Below are 14,097 nucleotides of genomic sequence, written 5' to 3' on the forward strand. Positions count from 1 at the left end.
GTGAGACAAAGTAGTCTTGAGCCCATGCCTGAACGCCGTACCGTCGCACTCGTCACTCTTGGCTGCGCCCGTAACGAGGTGGACTCGGAGGAGCTCGCAGGCCGCTTGGAGGCGGACGGCTGGGACCTCGTGGAGGACGCCTCCGACGCGGACGTCGCCGTCGTCAACACCTGTGGCTTCGTCGACGCCGCCAAGAAGGACTCCGTCGACGCCCTCCTGGAGGCCAATGACCTCAAGGGGCACGGCAGAACCCAGGCCGTCGTGGCGGTGGGCTGCATGGCCGAGCGCTACGGCAAGGAGCTGGCGGACGCGCTGCCGGAGGCCGACGGCGTGCTCGGCTTCGACGACTACGCGGACATCTCCGACCGCCTCTCGACCATCCTGAGCGGCGGCGTCCACGCCTCGCACACCCCGCGCGACCGGCGCAAGCTGCTGCCGATCAGCCCGGCCGAGCGGCAGGAGTCCGCCGCCGAGGTCGCGCTGCCCGGGCACGCCCCGGCCGACCTCCCGGAGGGCCTCGCGCCCGCCTCCGGCCCCCGCGCGCCGATGCGCCGGCGGCTCGACGGCGCGCCCGTCGCCTCGGTGAAGCTCGCCTCCGGCTGCGACCGGCGCTGCACCTTCTGCGCCATCCCCTCCTTCCGCGGCTCCTTCATCTCGCGCCGCCCCAGCGACGTGCTGAACGAGACGCGTTGGCTGGCCGAGCAGGGCGTCAAGGAGATCATGCTGGTCTCCGAGAACAACACCTCCTACGGCAAGGACCTCGGCGACATCCGCCTGCTGGAGTCGCTGCTGCCCGAGCTGGCCGACGTCGACGGCATCGAGCGGGTGCGCGTCAGCTACCTCCAGCCGGCCGAGATGCGCCCCGGGCTGATCGACGTCCTCACCGGCACGCCCAAGATCGCGCCCTACTTCGACCTCTCCTTCCAGCACTCCGCGCCCGCCGTGCTCCGCGCGATGCGCCGCTTCGGCGACACCGACCGCTTCCTGGAGCTGCTCGACACCATCCGGAGCAAGGCCCCCCAGGCCGGTGTGCGCTCCAACTTCATCGTGGGCTTCCCCGGCGAGTCCGAGGCGGACCTGGCCGAGCTGGAGCGTTTCCTCAACCACGCGCGCCTGGACGCCATCGGCGTCTTCGGCTACTCCGACGAGGAGGGCACCGAAGCGGCGACCTACGAGGACAAGCTCGACCCGGACCTCGTCGCCGACCGGCTCGCCCGGGTCTCCCGGCTGGCCGAGCAGCTCGTCTCGCAGCGGGCCGAGGAGCGTCTGGGCGAGACCGTCCAGGTGCTGGTCGAGTCCGTCGACGAGGAGGGCGTGTACGGCCGCGGCGCGCACCAGGCGCCGGAGACGGACGGCCAGGTGCTGCTCACGAGCGGCGAGGGCCTGAGCGTCGGCCGTATCGTCGAGGCGAAGGTGGTCGGCACCGAGGGTGTCGACCTCGTGGCCGAGCCGCTCCACGGCTCGCTCGTATCCGGTGAGGAGGGGGCCAGATGACCGGAGTCCCGGCATCCGCCGCGGGCGGCTCCCCCAAGGCGACACCCGCGGCGGCGGTCTCCGGCGAACCGGGGGGCGCGAAGTCGGCCCGGGGCGGGAAGATCGCGGCGGCGGCCGTCAACCAGGCCAGCGTCTGGAACATCGCCAACCTGCTGACCATGCTCCGGCTGCTGCTGGTGCCCGCGTTCGTCGCGCTGATGCTGGCCGACGGCGGCTATGACCCGGCGTGGCGCTCGTTCGCCTGGGCGGCCTTCGCCATCGCCATGATCACCGACCTGTTCGACGGTCATCTGGCCCGGACCTACAACCTGGTCACCGACTTCGGGAAGATCGCCGACCCCATCGCCGACAAGGCGATCATGGGGGCGGCGCTGATCTGTCTGTCCGCGCTCGGCGATCTGCCGTGGTGGGTGACCGCGGTGATCCTCGGCCGGGAACTCGGGATCACCCTGCTGCGTTTTCTCGTCATCCGGTACGGCGTCATCCCCGCGAGCCGTGGCGGCAAGCTCAAGACGCTCACCCAGGGCGTGGCCGTCGGCATGTACATCCTGGCGCTGACGGGGTGGCTGGCCACTCTTCGGTTCTGGGTGATGGGTGCGGCGGTGGTCCTGACCGTGGTGACCGGGCTCGACTATGTAAGACAGGCCATTGTGCTGCGCAGACAGGGAATCGCCGAGCGCAAGGCCGCGTTGGAGGAGACGGAAGCGTGAGTTCCCCGGCCGCCGACGTGGTGCGACTACTGACAGTGAGGGGCGAGACCCTCGCCGTCGCTGAATCGCTCACCGGTGGTCTTGTTGCGGCGGAGATCACAGGGGTTCCCGGGGCGTCCAAGGCCTTCCGGGGTTCGGTGACCGCCTACGCCACGGAACTGAAGGCGCAACTGCTCGGCGTCGACGCCGCCCTGCTGGAGCGGCAGGGAGCGGTGGATCCGCAGGTCGCGGCCCAGATGGCGGCCGGCGTGCGGAAGGCTCTCGGGGCCGACTGGGGCGTCGCGACCACCGGTGTCGCCGGTCCTGACGAGCAGGACGGACAGCCCGTAGGCACAGTTTTCGTGGCCGTGGAAGGGCCCTGTGAGCCCGATTTCGGGACCGTCGGCGGCGGGAAAGTGTCCTCGCTGCGGTTGAACGGCGACCGGGCGGAAATTCGTATGGAGAGTGTACGGAGCGTACTCGCGTTGCTCCTTCAGCAGCTTGCGAGCGAACAGACCGAGAATGAGCGGGCACAGGATACGGAACAGAACGGGGGGTTTTGATGTTTGCAGCCCTGAGTGAACACGACATCGCTCCCCGCACGGCCGCAGCGCGAGGCGGTACGGTGGGGCGTGAAGGATGCGGCTACGCGGTCCGAGGAGGGAGCCACCGATGATTCTGCTCCGTCGCCTGCTGGGTGACGTGCTGCGTCGGCAGCGCCAGCGCCAGGGCCGTACTCTGCGCGAAGTCTCCTCGTCCGCCCGAGTATCGCTCGGCTATCTCTCCGAGGTGGAGCGGGGGCAGAAGGAGGCTTCCTCCGAGCTGCTCTCCGCCATCTGCGACGCGCTGGACGTACGGATGTCCGAGCTCATGCGGGAAGTGAGCGACGAGCTCGCCCTCGCCGAGCTGGCCCAGTCTGCAGCGGCCACCCCCAGTGAGCCCGTGCCCACGTCGGTCCGGCCGATGCTGGGTTCCGTTTCGGTGACCGGTGTGCCACCGGAACGGGTGACGATCAAGGCGCCCGCGGAAGCTGTGGACGTGGTCGCCGCGTGAGTCCCACGCGCGTGGGCGCATGAGCTGATCATGCGCTGAGGACGTGTACGAAGCCCCGGCCGGGGCTTCTCCAGCAGGACTGGAGAGGCGACGGCCGGGGCTTTCGTGCATCGTGGAGGGCGTGGCACTCGGGGCACCACCGATCGGAGCACCTCGATGTACGTCGTGAAGAGCCCGTTGTCCGACGCCGACCTGAAGACCGTCGCCGAGGCCCTGCAGGGCGCCCTCGTCGATCTCGTGGACCTCGCCCTGGTGGCGAAGCAGATCCACTGGAACGTGGTCGGGCCGCGGTTCCGCAGCGTGCATCTCCAGCTCGACGAGGTGGTGGACATCGCGCGGCTGCACTCCGACACCGTCGCCGAACGGGCCTCGGCCCTGGGCGTCCCGCCCGACGGACGTGCCGCGACGGTGGCCACGGGAAGTGGCATCGGGGCCGTGTCCGACGGCTGGGTCAAGGACGTGGACGCCGTGGGCACGCTGGTCGAGGCCCTCGGCGCGGTGATCGCCCGGATGCGGGAGCGGGTCACGGCGACCGCCGAGGCGGACCCGGTCAGCCAGGACATCTTCATCACGATCACGGCGGATCTGGAGAAGCACCACTGGATGTTCCAGGCGGAGAACGGCTGAGGAGCGTCGTCCTGGGTGCTTCCGTGTGCCGCCGGTGCGCCCTCCCTCCGGGTGAGGGCGGCGGTCTAGCGTCGGGCTGGAGGTGGCGGTCATGGCGGGGATAGCGCGCTGGGGGGCGGCGCTCGGGCTCGGGGTGCTGTGGTGGTGGGCCGTGCTGCGGCTCGCCATGGCGCCGGACGCCGGGGTGCTGGAGGGCGCTGTGGCCGCCGGGGGATGGGGGCTGAGCCTGCTGCCGGTGCACTGTGTGCCGAAGGCGCGGGCCGTGGGCGCCGTCGCCACGGGGCGGTGGGTCCGGGCGTGGCGGGCGGCCCCTGTCACCACGGCATCGCCACACCCCCGTTCGGACGCAGGATCTGGCCGGTCGTGAACGCCGAGGCGTCCGAGGCCAGATAGAGCACCGCGTGGGCGACGTCCTCCGGTGCGCCGACGCGGCCCAGGGGCGCCATCCGCGTCATGAGCGCCTCGGTGTGCGCCTGTGCTTCGTCGTCGTGGCGGTCCGTCATGGGGGTACGGATCCAGCCCGGTGCCACGGCGTTCACCCGGATGCCGTGCCGGCCCACCTCCGTCGCCAGTGTCTTCGTCAGCTGCACCACGGCCGCCTTGGCGGCGCCGTAGCACAGGAGGCCGGGGCCGCCGGTGTCCACGGCGCCCGAGGCCATGGTGATGATGCTGCCGCGCACCTGACCGGCGAGCATCAGACGGGCCGCCTCCTGGCAGGCGTGCAGGACGCCCTTGAAGTTGATGTTCACGACCCGGTCGAGGTCCTCGTCCGTGGTCTCCAGGACCGGGCTGCTGTGCATGATCCCGGCGATCGCGGCCATCACGTCCAGGCGTCCGCAGGACTCCACCGCCTGGTGGAGCTGGGCGCGGTCCGTGACGTCCAAGGGGTGAGTGTGGGCGATGCCGCCGCGGTCCTTGATCAGGGTCGCCGTCTCGTGCAGGCCCTGCGGGTCGCGGTCCGCGCAGTGCACGGTGGCGCCGGCCTCCGCGAGCAGGACGGCCGAGGCCCGGCCGATCCCGCTCGCGGCGCCGGTGACGAAGGCGGTGCGTCCGGTGAGGTCGTACACGGTGACGGCCATGAGGTGACGGTACGAGGGTTTCTGACGGGTCGTCAATTAGTCGTGCGGGGCGTCCAGCTCTACGGCGAGGGGCGGCCCGGTGCGGGGGACGGGCCGGTCTGGCAGCTCGGGCACCAGTAGGTGGGGCGTTCGCGGGAGCCGTCGCCCTGGTTGGCGGAGCGGACCGGGGTGTGGCAGCGCAGACAGGGGCGGGGCGCGCGGCCGTAGACGAAGAGGTCCTGGCCGCGGCGGCCGGTCGTGCTGCGGACCGGGCGTTCCCGGTTGGCTTCCAGAAGTCGCTGGGCGAGCCTGGGGAGTTCGGTCGCGCGGTCGGGCGGGAGGGCGCCGATCGGGAGCCAGGGGGTGGCGCCGAGCAGGAAGCAGAGCTCGCTCTTGTAGATGTTGCCGATGCCGGCGAGGTTGCGCTGGTCGAGGAGGGCCTCGCCGAGGGGGCGGGCGGGGTCCGCGAGGAGGTTGGCCAGCGCCAGGTCGGGGTTCCAGTCCGGGCCCAGGAGGTCGGGGCCCAAGTGACCGACGGCTCGGGACTCGTGGGTGGTGCGCAGGAGTTCGAGGACCGGGAGGCGGTAGCCGACGGCCGTGCGGTCCGTGGTCGCGAGGATCGCGCGGATCTGGTGGGCGGGGCCGCCGGACCAGCGCTGCCGGTCGGCGTACACCTTCCAGGAGCCGTCCATCCCGAGATGCGAGTGCACGGTCAGGCCGCCCTCGATCCGGGTGAGGAGGTGCTTGCCGCGCGGGGTGACGTCCAGGACGGTGCGTCCGGCGAGGTCGATCGTGGCGAACTTGGGGACCCGGAAGTCGGTGCGGGTCAGCGCCTGGCCCGCGAGGGCTGTGTGCAGGCGCCTCGCGGCCTGCCAGACCGTGTCTCCTTCGGGCATGGGTCAAGGGTGGCATGGCCGCCTCGGCGGACTGGGGCAGGCCTGAAGGCGCGGGCCTCGGGGGTGCCGGATCAGGCGCGCAGGCGCAGGCCGCGGGGCGTGGCGATGAAGCCCGCTCCTTCCAGGAGGGTGCCGAAGGGGGACGTCAGGGCCGAGGCGCCGTTGACGCGCTCGACGGTGACCGTGCCGAGCGAGCCCGCGCGGGCGGCGGCGGCCAGGGCGTCGGCCGCCGCGTGAAGGCGGGGGTCGTCCATGGGGGAGTCGTCGGGGGCGCCGCCGGGCCAGGCCAGCAGGGTCTTGCCGCCGCGCTCCATGTAGAGCGTCAGCTCGCCGTCCACCAGCACCACCAGCGAGCCCGCCTTGCGGCCCGGCTTGTGCCCGGCGCCGGTCGGGGGCTCGGGCCAGGAAAGGGCGGCGCCGTAGGCGTTCGCGGGGTCGGCGGCGGCGAGGACCACGGCTCGGGCATCGGGGGTGGGGCGGTTGCGGCGGCCGGGGTGTCGGGCGGGGGGTGGTGGCGGGAAATCGCGGGGGGAGACGTATTCGTCGGGGCGGGTGGGGGTGTGGGGGGCGCCTTTGTCGACGCCGTCGTCGAAGGTGGGGTTCGCGAAGGCGTGGTCTGTGAAGGGGGCGGGAGGGAAGGACTCGGGCGGGAAGTCGCCGGTTGTGAAGTCACCGGTGGGGAAATCGCCCGTCGGTAGGGACCGGGCCGGGAAGTCGCCCGTCGGGAAGGCTTGGGGCGGGAAGTCGTTGGACGGGAACTCCGATGGCGGCAGGGACTCGCCGCGGTCGCGGGCGTTCGCCACCGCGCGGAGGCGGTCCACGGCGCCGTCCATCGCGAACTGCGCGGCGCCCAGGCCCTCCACCACATAGCCGCGCCGTGCCTGACCGCTCTCCTCGAACACGGACAGGATGCGGTATGTCGCCGAGAAGCCGCCCTCGACGCCTTCCGCGGACACCGCGCCCCGGGTCACCACGCCGTGCCGGTCGAGGAGGGTGCGGGCCAGGGCGTGGGCGCGGACGGTGGGGTCGGGTTCGTGGGCCGGGAGCAGGGACCAGCGCCCGGCGACGGTCGGCGGGCCCGAGCGGGAGGCGGGGCGGGCGGCGGCGGTGAGCGATCCGTAGCGCCCGCGCGGGACGGTGCGCTTGGCTCGGTGGGCCGTGGATCCCGCGGTGCGGCCGGAGCCCAGCAGGGAGCGCATCGGGGCCAGTGTGTCGTTCGTCAGACGGCCCGACCAGGCCAGCTCCCAGAGGGCGTCGGCGAGTTGGGGGTCGGTGGCCTCGGGGTGGGTGGTGGCGCGGACCTGGTCGGCGATCTGCCGGAAGAACAGACCGTAGCCGCCGGAAAGGGTGTCCAGCACCGACTGGTGGAGTGCGGTCGGCTCCAGGGGGTGGGGCGCGGGGAGCAACAGGGGGGCCGCGTCCGCCATGTACAGGGACACCCAGCCGTCCTTGCCGGGCAGGGCGCCGGCCCCGGCCCACACCACCTCTCCGGCGGAGGTCAGTTCGTCGAGCATCGCGGGTGTGTAGTTCTGGACGCGGGACGGCAGGACGAGCTTCTCCAGCGCGGAGGCGGGCACCGACGCGCCCTGCAACTGCTCGATGGCGCGCACCAGTCCGTCGATGCCGCGCAGTCCGTGTCCCTTGCCGATGTGCTGCCACTGGGGCAGGAACTGAGCGAGCGCGGCCGGAGGCACCGGCTCCAGCTCGTGCCGCAGCGCGGCGAGGGAGCGCCGGCGCAGTCGCCGCAGGACCGCCGCGTCGCACCACTCCTGACCGATCCCGGCCGGATGGAACTCGCCCTGGACGACCCTGCCCGCTGCCGCGAGCCGTTGCAGGGCACCCTCGGTGACCGCCACGCCCAGACCGAAGCGGGCCGCCGCGGTGACCGAGGTGAAGGGGCCGTGGGTGCGGGCGTAGCGCGCGAGGAGGTCGCCCAGCGGGTCCTTCACCGGTTCCGTGAATGCCTCCGGGACGCCGACCGGCAGTGCGGTGCCGAGGGCGTCGCGCAGTCGGCCCGCGTCCTCGATCGCCGCCCAGTGGTCGGTGCCGGCGACACGGACCTTGATGGCGCGGCGGGCTCCGGCCAGTTCCCGCGGCCAGTGTGGCTCCGCGCCCCGCTCGGTCAGCTCGGCGTCCGTCAGCGGGCCGAGCAGCCGCAGCAGGTCCGCGACGCCTTCGACGTCCTTGACGCGCCGGTCCTCGGTGAGCCACTGGAGCTCCCGCTCCAGCTCGGTCAGCACCTCGGCGTCGAGCAGCTCGCGCAGCTCCGCCTGGCCGAGCAGCTCGGCCAGCAGCCGTGAGTCGAGGGAGAGGGCGGCGGCCCGGCGCTCGGCGAGCGGGGAGTCGCCCTCGTACAGGAACTGGGCGACGTACCCGAACAGCAGGGAGCGGGCGAACGGGGAGGGCTCGGGGGTGGTGACCTCGACCAGGCGCACCTTGCGGGACTCCAGGTCGCCCATCAGCTCGGTGAGGCCGGGGACGTCGAAGACGTCCTGGAGGCATTCGCGGACCGCCTCCAGGACGATCGGGAACGAGCCGAACTCGCTGGCCACCTGGAGCAGCTGGGCCGCGCGCTGGCGCTGCTGCCACAGCGGGGTGCGCTTGCCGGGGTTGCGGCGCGGCAGGAGGAGGGCGCGCGCCGCGCACTCGCGGAAGCGGGAGGCGAACAGGGCCGAGCCGCCGACCTGGTCGGTGACGATCTGGTCGACGTCGCCCTTGTCGAAGACGACATCCGAGGCGCCTACGGGGGCCTGGTCGGCGTCGAACTCGGTGCCGGCCTTCTTCGGCTCCTGGTCGAGCAGGTCCAGGCCCATCAGGTCGGCGTCCGGCAGGCGCAGCACGATGCCGTCGTCCGCGTGCATCACCTGCGCGTCCATGCCGTACCGCTCGGAGAGCTTCGCGCCGAGCGCGAGGGCCCAGGGGGCGTGCACCTGGGCGCCGAAGGGGGAGTGCACGACGACCCGCCAGTCGCCCAGCTCGTCGCGGAAGCGCTCGACGACGATGGTCCGGTCGTCAGGGATGTGACCGCAGGCCTCGCGCTGTTCGTCCAGGTAGGACAGCACGTTGTCCGCGGCCCAGGCGTCCAGGCCCGCGGCCAGGAGCCGCAGCCGGGCGTCCTCCTTGCTGAGCGAACCGACCTCGCGCAGGAACGCGCCCACCGCGCGGCCCAGTTCCAGCGGGCGGCCCAGCTGGTCGCCCTTCCAGAAGGGGAGTCTGCCGGGGACACCGGGCGCGGGGGAGACCAGGACGCGGTCCCGGGTGATGTCCTCGATGCGCCAGGAGCTGGTGCCGAGCGTGAACACATCGCCCACGCGGGACTCGTAGACCATCTCCTCGTCGAGCTCGCCGACCCGGCCGCCGCCCTTCTTGGGGTCGGAGCCGGCGAGGAACACCCCGAACAGGCCCCGGTCGGGAATGGTGCCGCCGGAGGTGACGGCGAGGCGCTGGGCGCCGGGGCGGCCGGTGACGGTGCCGGCGACGCGGTCCCACACCACGCGCGGGCGCAGTTCGGCGAAGGCGTCCGAGGGGTAGCGCCCGGCGAGCATGTCGAGGACGGCCGTGAACGCGGACTCCGGGAGCGAGGCGAAGGGGGCGGCGCGGCGGACCGTCGCGAGGAGGTCGTCGAACTGCCAGGTGTCCATCGACGTCATGGCGACGACCTGCTGCGCCAGTACGTCCAGAGGGTTGGCCGGGACCCGCAGGGACTCGATGGCGCCGGTGCGCATCCGCTCGGTGACCACGGCCGCCTGGACCAGGTCGCCGCGGTACTTCGGGAAGACCACTCCGGTCGAGACCGCGCCCACCTGATGCCCCGCGCGGCCCACCCGCTGGAGGCCGGAGGCCACGGAGGGCGGCGACTCCACCTGGACGACCAGGTCGACCGCGCCCATGTCGATGCCGAGTTCGAGGCTGGAGGTGGCCACCACAGCGGGCAGACGCCCGGCCTTCAGATCCTCCTCGACCAGGGCACGCTGCTCCTTGGAGACCGAGCCGTGGTGCGCGCGGGCGATGACGGGCGGGGCGCCCTGGGCGGCACCGGATCCGCCCATCAGCTCGGCGGGGGCGTGGTGTTCGTCAAGGGGTTCGCCGGTGGCCCGCTCGTAGGCGATCTCGTTCAGGCGGTTGCACAGGCGCTCCGCCAGGCGGCGGGAGTTGGCGAAGACGATGGTGGAGCGGTGGGCCTGGACGAGGTCGGCGATGCGCTCCTCGACATGCGGCCAGATCGAGGGCCGCTCGGCGCCCTCATTGCCGTCGGCCACCGGGGAGCCGCCCAGCTCTCCGAGGTCCTCGACCGGGACCACCACCGAGAGGTCGAACTCCTTGCCCGACTTCGGCTGGACGATCTCCACCTTGCGGCGCGGGGAGAGATAGCGGGCGATCTCGTCGACCGGGCGGACGGTGGCGGACAGGCCGATGCGGCGGGCCGGCTTCGGCAGGAGCTCGTCCAGGCGCTCCAGGGTCAGCGCGAGATGGGCGCCGCGCTTGGTGCCCGCGACGGCGTGCACCTCGTCGAGGATCACCGTCTCGATGCCGGTCAGCGCCTCACGGGTGGCCGAGGTCAGCATCAGGAACAGGGATTCCGGGGTGGTGATCAGGATGTCCGGGGGCCGGGTGGACAGGGCCCGGCGCTCGGCGGGCGGGGTGTCGCCGGAGCGGATGCCGACCTTGACCTCCGGCTCGGGCAGGTCCAGGCGGACGGACTCCTGGCGGATGCCGGTCAGCGGGCTGCGGAGGTTGCGCTCGACGTCCACCGCGAGCGCCTTCAGCGGCGACACGTACAGCACCCGGCAGCGCTTCTTGGGGTCGGCGGGCGGCGGAGTCGAGGCCAGCTGGTCCAGGGCGGCGAGGAACGCGGCCAGCGTCTTGCCCGAGCCGGTGGGCGCCACCACGAGCACGTCCGAGCCCTCGGAGATGGCCTGCCACGCGCCCGCCTGGGCCGCGGTGGGCGCGGAGAAGGCCCCCGTGAACCAGCCGCGGGTCGCGGGGGAGAAGCCGTCCAGAGCTCGGTGTGCGGAGCTGACCATGCGTCCATCCTGCACCCGGCCACTGACAATCACGCTGACCTGCGCGAACGCGGACGCGGGCGGCGCCGGTCCGGGTGCGGTGAGAATGGGGGCATGGCGGATTCGAGCGAGCGGGCACGGCACTGGCGGTACCCGGAGCTGCCCGGTGTCGACCTGCTGCGGGCCCGGTACATCCGCAAGACCTTCGTCCGGCACACCCACGAGAACTTCGTGATCGCCGCCATCGCCGACGGCGTCGAGGTCTTCCACCACCGCGGCTCCGATGTGTCCGCGGGTGCCGGAGCGCTCGCGCTGGTCAACCCCGACACCCCGCACACCGGGCGGGCCGGGGTGCCCGAGGGATGGCGGTACGGGGCCGTGTACCCGTCGCCGGAGGTGGTGGCGGAGATCGCGGCCGAGACCACGGCGATCCGCGGCACACCCGGGTTCGTCTCCCCGGTGCTCGACGATGCCCATGCCGTGTCCCTGGTCCACCAGGTACTGCGCGCCGCCGACGAGGGCAACGCCCTGGCCGCCGACACCCTGCTGCGGGTCGCCGTGACCCGGCTGCTGCGGCTCAACGGCGGGCCGCTGCCGCAGCGCGAGATACGCACCGCGGGAGCCCGGATCGCCGCACGCGCGCGTGGCGTGCTCCAGGAGCGGATGGCGGAGCCGCCGAGCCTGGAGAAGCTCGCCGGAGAGCTGGGGACCAGCCCGTTCGCGCTGCTGCGCGCCTTCCGCGACGCCTATGGCATGCCGCCGCACACCTGGCTCACGGACGCCCGCGTACGGCAGGCGCGCCGACTGCTGGACACGGGCGTGACACCCGCCGAGGCCGCCGTCGCCGTGGGCTTCGCCGACCAGCCGCACCTGAACCGGCACTTCACCCGGATCGTGGGCGTGCCTCCCGGCGCCTACCAGCGCGAGCGCAAGAACGTACAAGACCCGGCGGGGAGGCTCCTCGTACCGTCCGAGGCGTGGCAGACACAGCACTCACAGACATACGGGACGGCGAGGGAAAGCCGGACGCCGCCGTCGTACGGGACGGGCTCGGGGTCGGTGTCGCCGTAGGGCTGTCCGGGTTCGCGTTCGGGGTGACCTCGGCGGGCAGCGGGCTCACCTTGTGGCAGACCTGCGCGCTCAGCCTTCTGGTGTTCACCGGCGCGTCCCAGTTCGCGCTCGTCGGGGCGCTGGCCGCGGGCGGCGGGGCGTTCGCCGCGGCCGCCGGGGCCTTCTTCCTCGGAGTGCGCAACGCGTTCTACGGGCTGCGTCTGTCGCAGGTACTCGCCCTCCCGCGCGTAGTACGACCGTTCGCCGCCCAGTGGGTCATCGACGAGACGGCGGCCGTCGCGCTCGCCCAGCCCACCCGGCGGGCCGCGCGGATCGGGTTCGTGGTGACCGGGCTCAGCCTGTACGCGCTGTGGAACCTCACCACGCTGGCCGGGGCGCTCGGCGCCGAAGCCATCGGGGACACCGACGCGTGGGGTCTCGACGCGGCCGGACCCGCCGTGTTCCTGGCGCTGCTCGCGCCGATGCTGACCAGCACGACCGAGCGCGCGGTCGCCGGGGCCGCGGTCGTCCTGGGGCTCGGGCTGCTGCCGGTGCTGCCCGCCGGAGTGCCGGTGCTGGTGGCCGCGCTCGCGGCGCCCGCGGTGCTGTGGGCCCAGGGGCGGCGCGGGCTGAAGGAGGAGAACCGATGACCATCTGGATCGCCATCGGGCTGACCGTCCTCGGCTGTTACGCCGTCAAGCTCGCCGGGCTCCTGGTGCCGGCCGGGGTCCTGGAGCGGCCCCTGGTCCGGCGGCTCGCCGCACTGCTCCCAGTCGCGCTCCTGGCCGCCCTCACGGCCCAGCAGACCTTCGCCGACGGACGGGCGCTGGTCCTGGACGCGAGAGCGGCGGGGCTGGCCGCGGCGGCCGTGGCGCTGGTGCTGCGGGCGCCGTTTCTGGTGGTCGTGGGGGCGGCCGTGGTGGTGACGGCGGGGGTGCGGGCGTTGGGGGGATGACGGGCTCTCACGCACGTCAGGGAGGGGATGTCATCCGATGGCCCGCCCATACGCCCGCAGTGTGTGCAGCGCCTCGATCGTCACCATGGGGCGGGCCTCCAGAGCCGGGCCCGGGGACCACTGGCGCCAGCGGATGGGCCAGCCGCCGTCGTCCTGTTGCTGCGCCGCGAGGAAGTCCAGCGAGCGGGTCATCTCGTCGTCGGTGAACCACGCGCGGGCGAGTGAGCGCGGGGACTTCGCGTAGTCGTGCGGGAAGTGGTGCTCGGTGGGGGCGTAGCCGGGCGCGACCGGATACGCGGCCAGGTCGTCGGGGTCCAGAGCCGCGAGCCGGTGCTGCCGTACCAGGCGGCCGAGCCGGTCCGCGGCCGCCTCCGCGCGGGGGCGGTCGGGCGCGGAGTCCAGGAAGGCCACGGCGGCCTCGATCTCGTAGGGATGGGACTTCTCCAGGGCCTCCACCGCCTGCCAGCAGAAGTCCGTGGCCCGGAACAGCCAGGCGTGCCACACCTCGTTGCGGTGCAGCACGCCCACGACCGGGCCGGTGGCCAGGAGCTCGCTGCTCGGGTCGTCCACGATCGGGATGAACGGCGCCGCCGGATAGCCCCGTTGACCGGGATGGATCACGGGCAGGGCGCCGTCCGCGGTGGAGACCGACGTCAGATAGCGGCAGACGCGCTCCACGCGCTGCCCGCCGCAGCGGCCGACGGCGTCCAGTACCCGCAGCGCGTGCGCGGTGTGCAGGGGCTGGCTCACCGGACCGCGCAGATCGGGCTCCAGCCCGTGCCCGTATCCGCCGTCATCGTTGCGGTAGGCGTCCAGCGCGGTCTCGACCGGGTCGGTGCCGCCGTGCAGGAAGTGGTGCGCGAAGAGGCGCTGCTCCAGCACGCGCGCGGTGAGCCACACGAACTGCTCGGCGCGGAACAGCGGGGAGCGCGCCGGGGGCGTCGGGGGGAGTGGTGAAGCTCCTGTTTCGGCCATGGGTCAGACCGTAGGCCGGAAAGCGGTCTCGGCGAGGGGTCCCGGCTCGGGCCCACTCTCAGGGGCGGGATACTGACGTCATGAGGTTGACGGTCTTCTGGGAGCGGATGGCGGAGCACTTCGGTATGGGATACGCCGACACCTTCGCGCGCGATCACGTGATGGCGGAGCTCGGCGGACGCACCGTGCACCAGGCGCTCGACGCCGGCTGGGAGGCCAAGGACGTGTGGCGGGTCGTCTGCCACGTCATGAACGTGCCACAGGAACAGCGCTGACAGGTCACGAAGATCGCACCCC

Annotated in this window: 14 protein-coding genes; 10 read left to right on the top strand and 4 right to left on the bottom strand. The window is 72.9% G+C overall.

The genetic code is table 11. The annotated features are described in order from the left end of the window. The first annotated feature begins 24 nt into the window (after positions 1–24). The 6 genes from rimO to STRCI_RS29705 all read left to right on the top strand — a co-directional run bounded on the left by rimO (position 25) and on the right by STRCI_RS29705 (position 4,230). Positions 25–1,494, top strand: a complete 1,470-nt coding sequence (gene rimO / locus STRCI_RS29680; RefSeq protein WP_269662010.1) for a 30S ribosomal protein S12 methylthiotransferase RimO — start codon at positions 25–27, stop codon at positions 1,492–1,494. Beyond that, a complete protein-coding gene (pgsA, locus tag STRCI_RS29685; protein WP_269662011.1) occupies positions 1,491–2,204 on the top strand; it encodes a CDP-diacylglycerol--glycerol-3-phosphate 3-phosphatidyltransferase in 714 nt (237 codons plus the stop codon). The genes rimO and pgsA overlap by 4 nt, the downstream gene beginning before the upstream one ends. Then, positions 2,201–2,746, top strand: coding sequence for a CinA family protein (locus tag STRCI_RS29690; protein WP_269662012.1), 546 nt, complete (start codon positions 2,201–2,203; stop codon positions 2,744–2,746). The genes pgsA and STRCI_RS29690 overlap by 4 nt, the downstream gene beginning before the upstream one ends. A gap of 109 nt (positions 2,747–2,855) precedes the next feature. Continuing rightward, the gene (locus tag STRCI_RS29695) at positions 2,856–3,236 is read left to right on the top strand and encodes a helix-turn-helix domain-containing protein (RefSeq protein WP_015657463.1); all 381 of its coding nucleotides are present in this window, start codon (positions 2,856–2,858) and stop codon (positions 3,234–3,236) included. A 156-nt stretch (positions 3,237–3,392) separates the two neighbouring features. Then, positions 3,393–3,863 (top strand): Dps family protein, encoded by a 471-nt coding sequence (locus STRCI_RS29700; protein ID WP_269662013.1) that lies wholly within the window; start codon positions 3,393–3,395, stop codon positions 3,861–3,863. Between the two features lie 91 nt (positions 3,864–3,954). Continuing rightward, on the top strand, positions 3,955–4,230 hold the full coding sequence (locus tag STRCI_RS29705) for a hypothetical protein (RefSeq protein ID WP_269662014.1): 276 nt from the start codon (positions 3,955–3,957) through the stop codon (positions 4,228–4,230). Here STRCI_RS29705 and STRCI_RS29710 read toward each other — a convergent pair. The 3 genes from STRCI_RS29710 to STRCI_RS29720 all read right to left on the bottom strand — a co-directional run bounded on the left by STRCI_RS29710 (position 4,178) and on the right by STRCI_RS29720 (position 10,841). Further along, positions 4,178–4,942, bottom strand: a complete 765-nt coding sequence (locus tag STRCI_RS29710) for an SDR family NAD(P)-dependent oxidoreductase (RefSeq protein ID WP_269662015.1) — start codon at positions 4,940–4,942, stop codon at positions 4,178–4,180. The two genes, STRCI_RS29705 and STRCI_RS29710, sit on opposite strands and share 53 nt — an antisense overlap. A gap of 59 nt (positions 4,943–5,001) precedes the next feature. Further along, a complete protein-coding gene (locus tag STRCI_RS29715) occupies positions 5,002–5,817 on the bottom strand; it encodes an Fpg/Nei family DNA glycosylase (RefSeq protein ID WP_269662016.1) in 816 nt (271 codons plus the stop codon). Positions 5,818–5,888: 71 nt separating this feature from the next. Beyond that, positions 5,889–10,841, bottom strand: coding sequence for an ATP-dependent helicase (locus STRCI_RS29720; protein ID WP_269662017.1), 4,953 nt, complete (start codon positions 10,839–10,841; stop codon positions 5,889–5,891). Positions 10,842–10,934: 93 nt separating this feature from the next. Between STRCI_RS29720 and STRCI_RS29725 the strand changes: the two genes are divergently transcribed. From STRCI_RS29725 to STRCI_RS29735, 3 genes are read left to right on the top strand one after another with little or no spacing between them, the layout of a single operon-like run. Further along, positions 10,935–11,891 carry an AraC family transcriptional regulator gene (locus STRCI_RS29725; RefSeq protein WP_269662018.1) on the top strand — a complete coding sequence of 319 codons (957 nt, stop codon included), beginning with the start codon at positions 10,935–10,937 and terminating at the stop codon, positions 11,889–11,891. After that, positions 11,798–12,520, top strand: coding sequence for an AzlC family ABC transporter permease (locus tag STRCI_RS29730; RefSeq protein WP_269662019.1), 723 nt, complete (start codon positions 11,798–11,800; stop codon positions 12,518–12,520). The genes STRCI_RS29725 and STRCI_RS29730 overlap by 94 nt, the downstream gene beginning before the upstream one ends. Then, positions 12,517–12,825, top strand: coding sequence for an AzlD domain-containing protein (locus STRCI_RS29735; RefSeq protein WP_015657455.1), 309 nt, complete (start codon positions 12,517–12,519; stop codon positions 12,823–12,825). The genes STRCI_RS29730 and STRCI_RS29735 overlap by 4 nt, the downstream gene beginning before the upstream one ends. A 30-nt stretch (positions 12,826–12,855) precedes the next feature. Here STRCI_RS29735 and STRCI_RS29740 read toward each other — a convergent pair whose 3' ends face one another. After that, entirely contained in the window at positions 12,856–13,800 is a 945-nt protein-coding gene (locus tag STRCI_RS29740; protein WP_269662020.1) for a hypothetical protein, read from the bottom strand. Between the two features lie 80 nt (positions 13,801–13,880). Between STRCI_RS29740 and STRCI_RS29745 the strand changes: the two genes are divergently transcribed. Beyond that, entirely contained in the window at positions 13,881–14,075 is a 195-nt protein-coding gene (locus tag STRCI_RS29745; RefSeq protein WP_269662021.1) for a DUF3046 domain-containing protein, read from the top strand. Positions 14,076–14,097 lie beyond the last annotated feature (22 nt).

The sequence above is a fragment of the Streptomyces cinnabarinus genome, from assembly GCF_027270315.1.
Taxonomy (GTDB): domain Bacteria; phylum Actinomycetota; class Actinomycetes; order Streptomycetales; family Streptomycetaceae; genus Streptomyces; species Streptomyces cinnabarinus.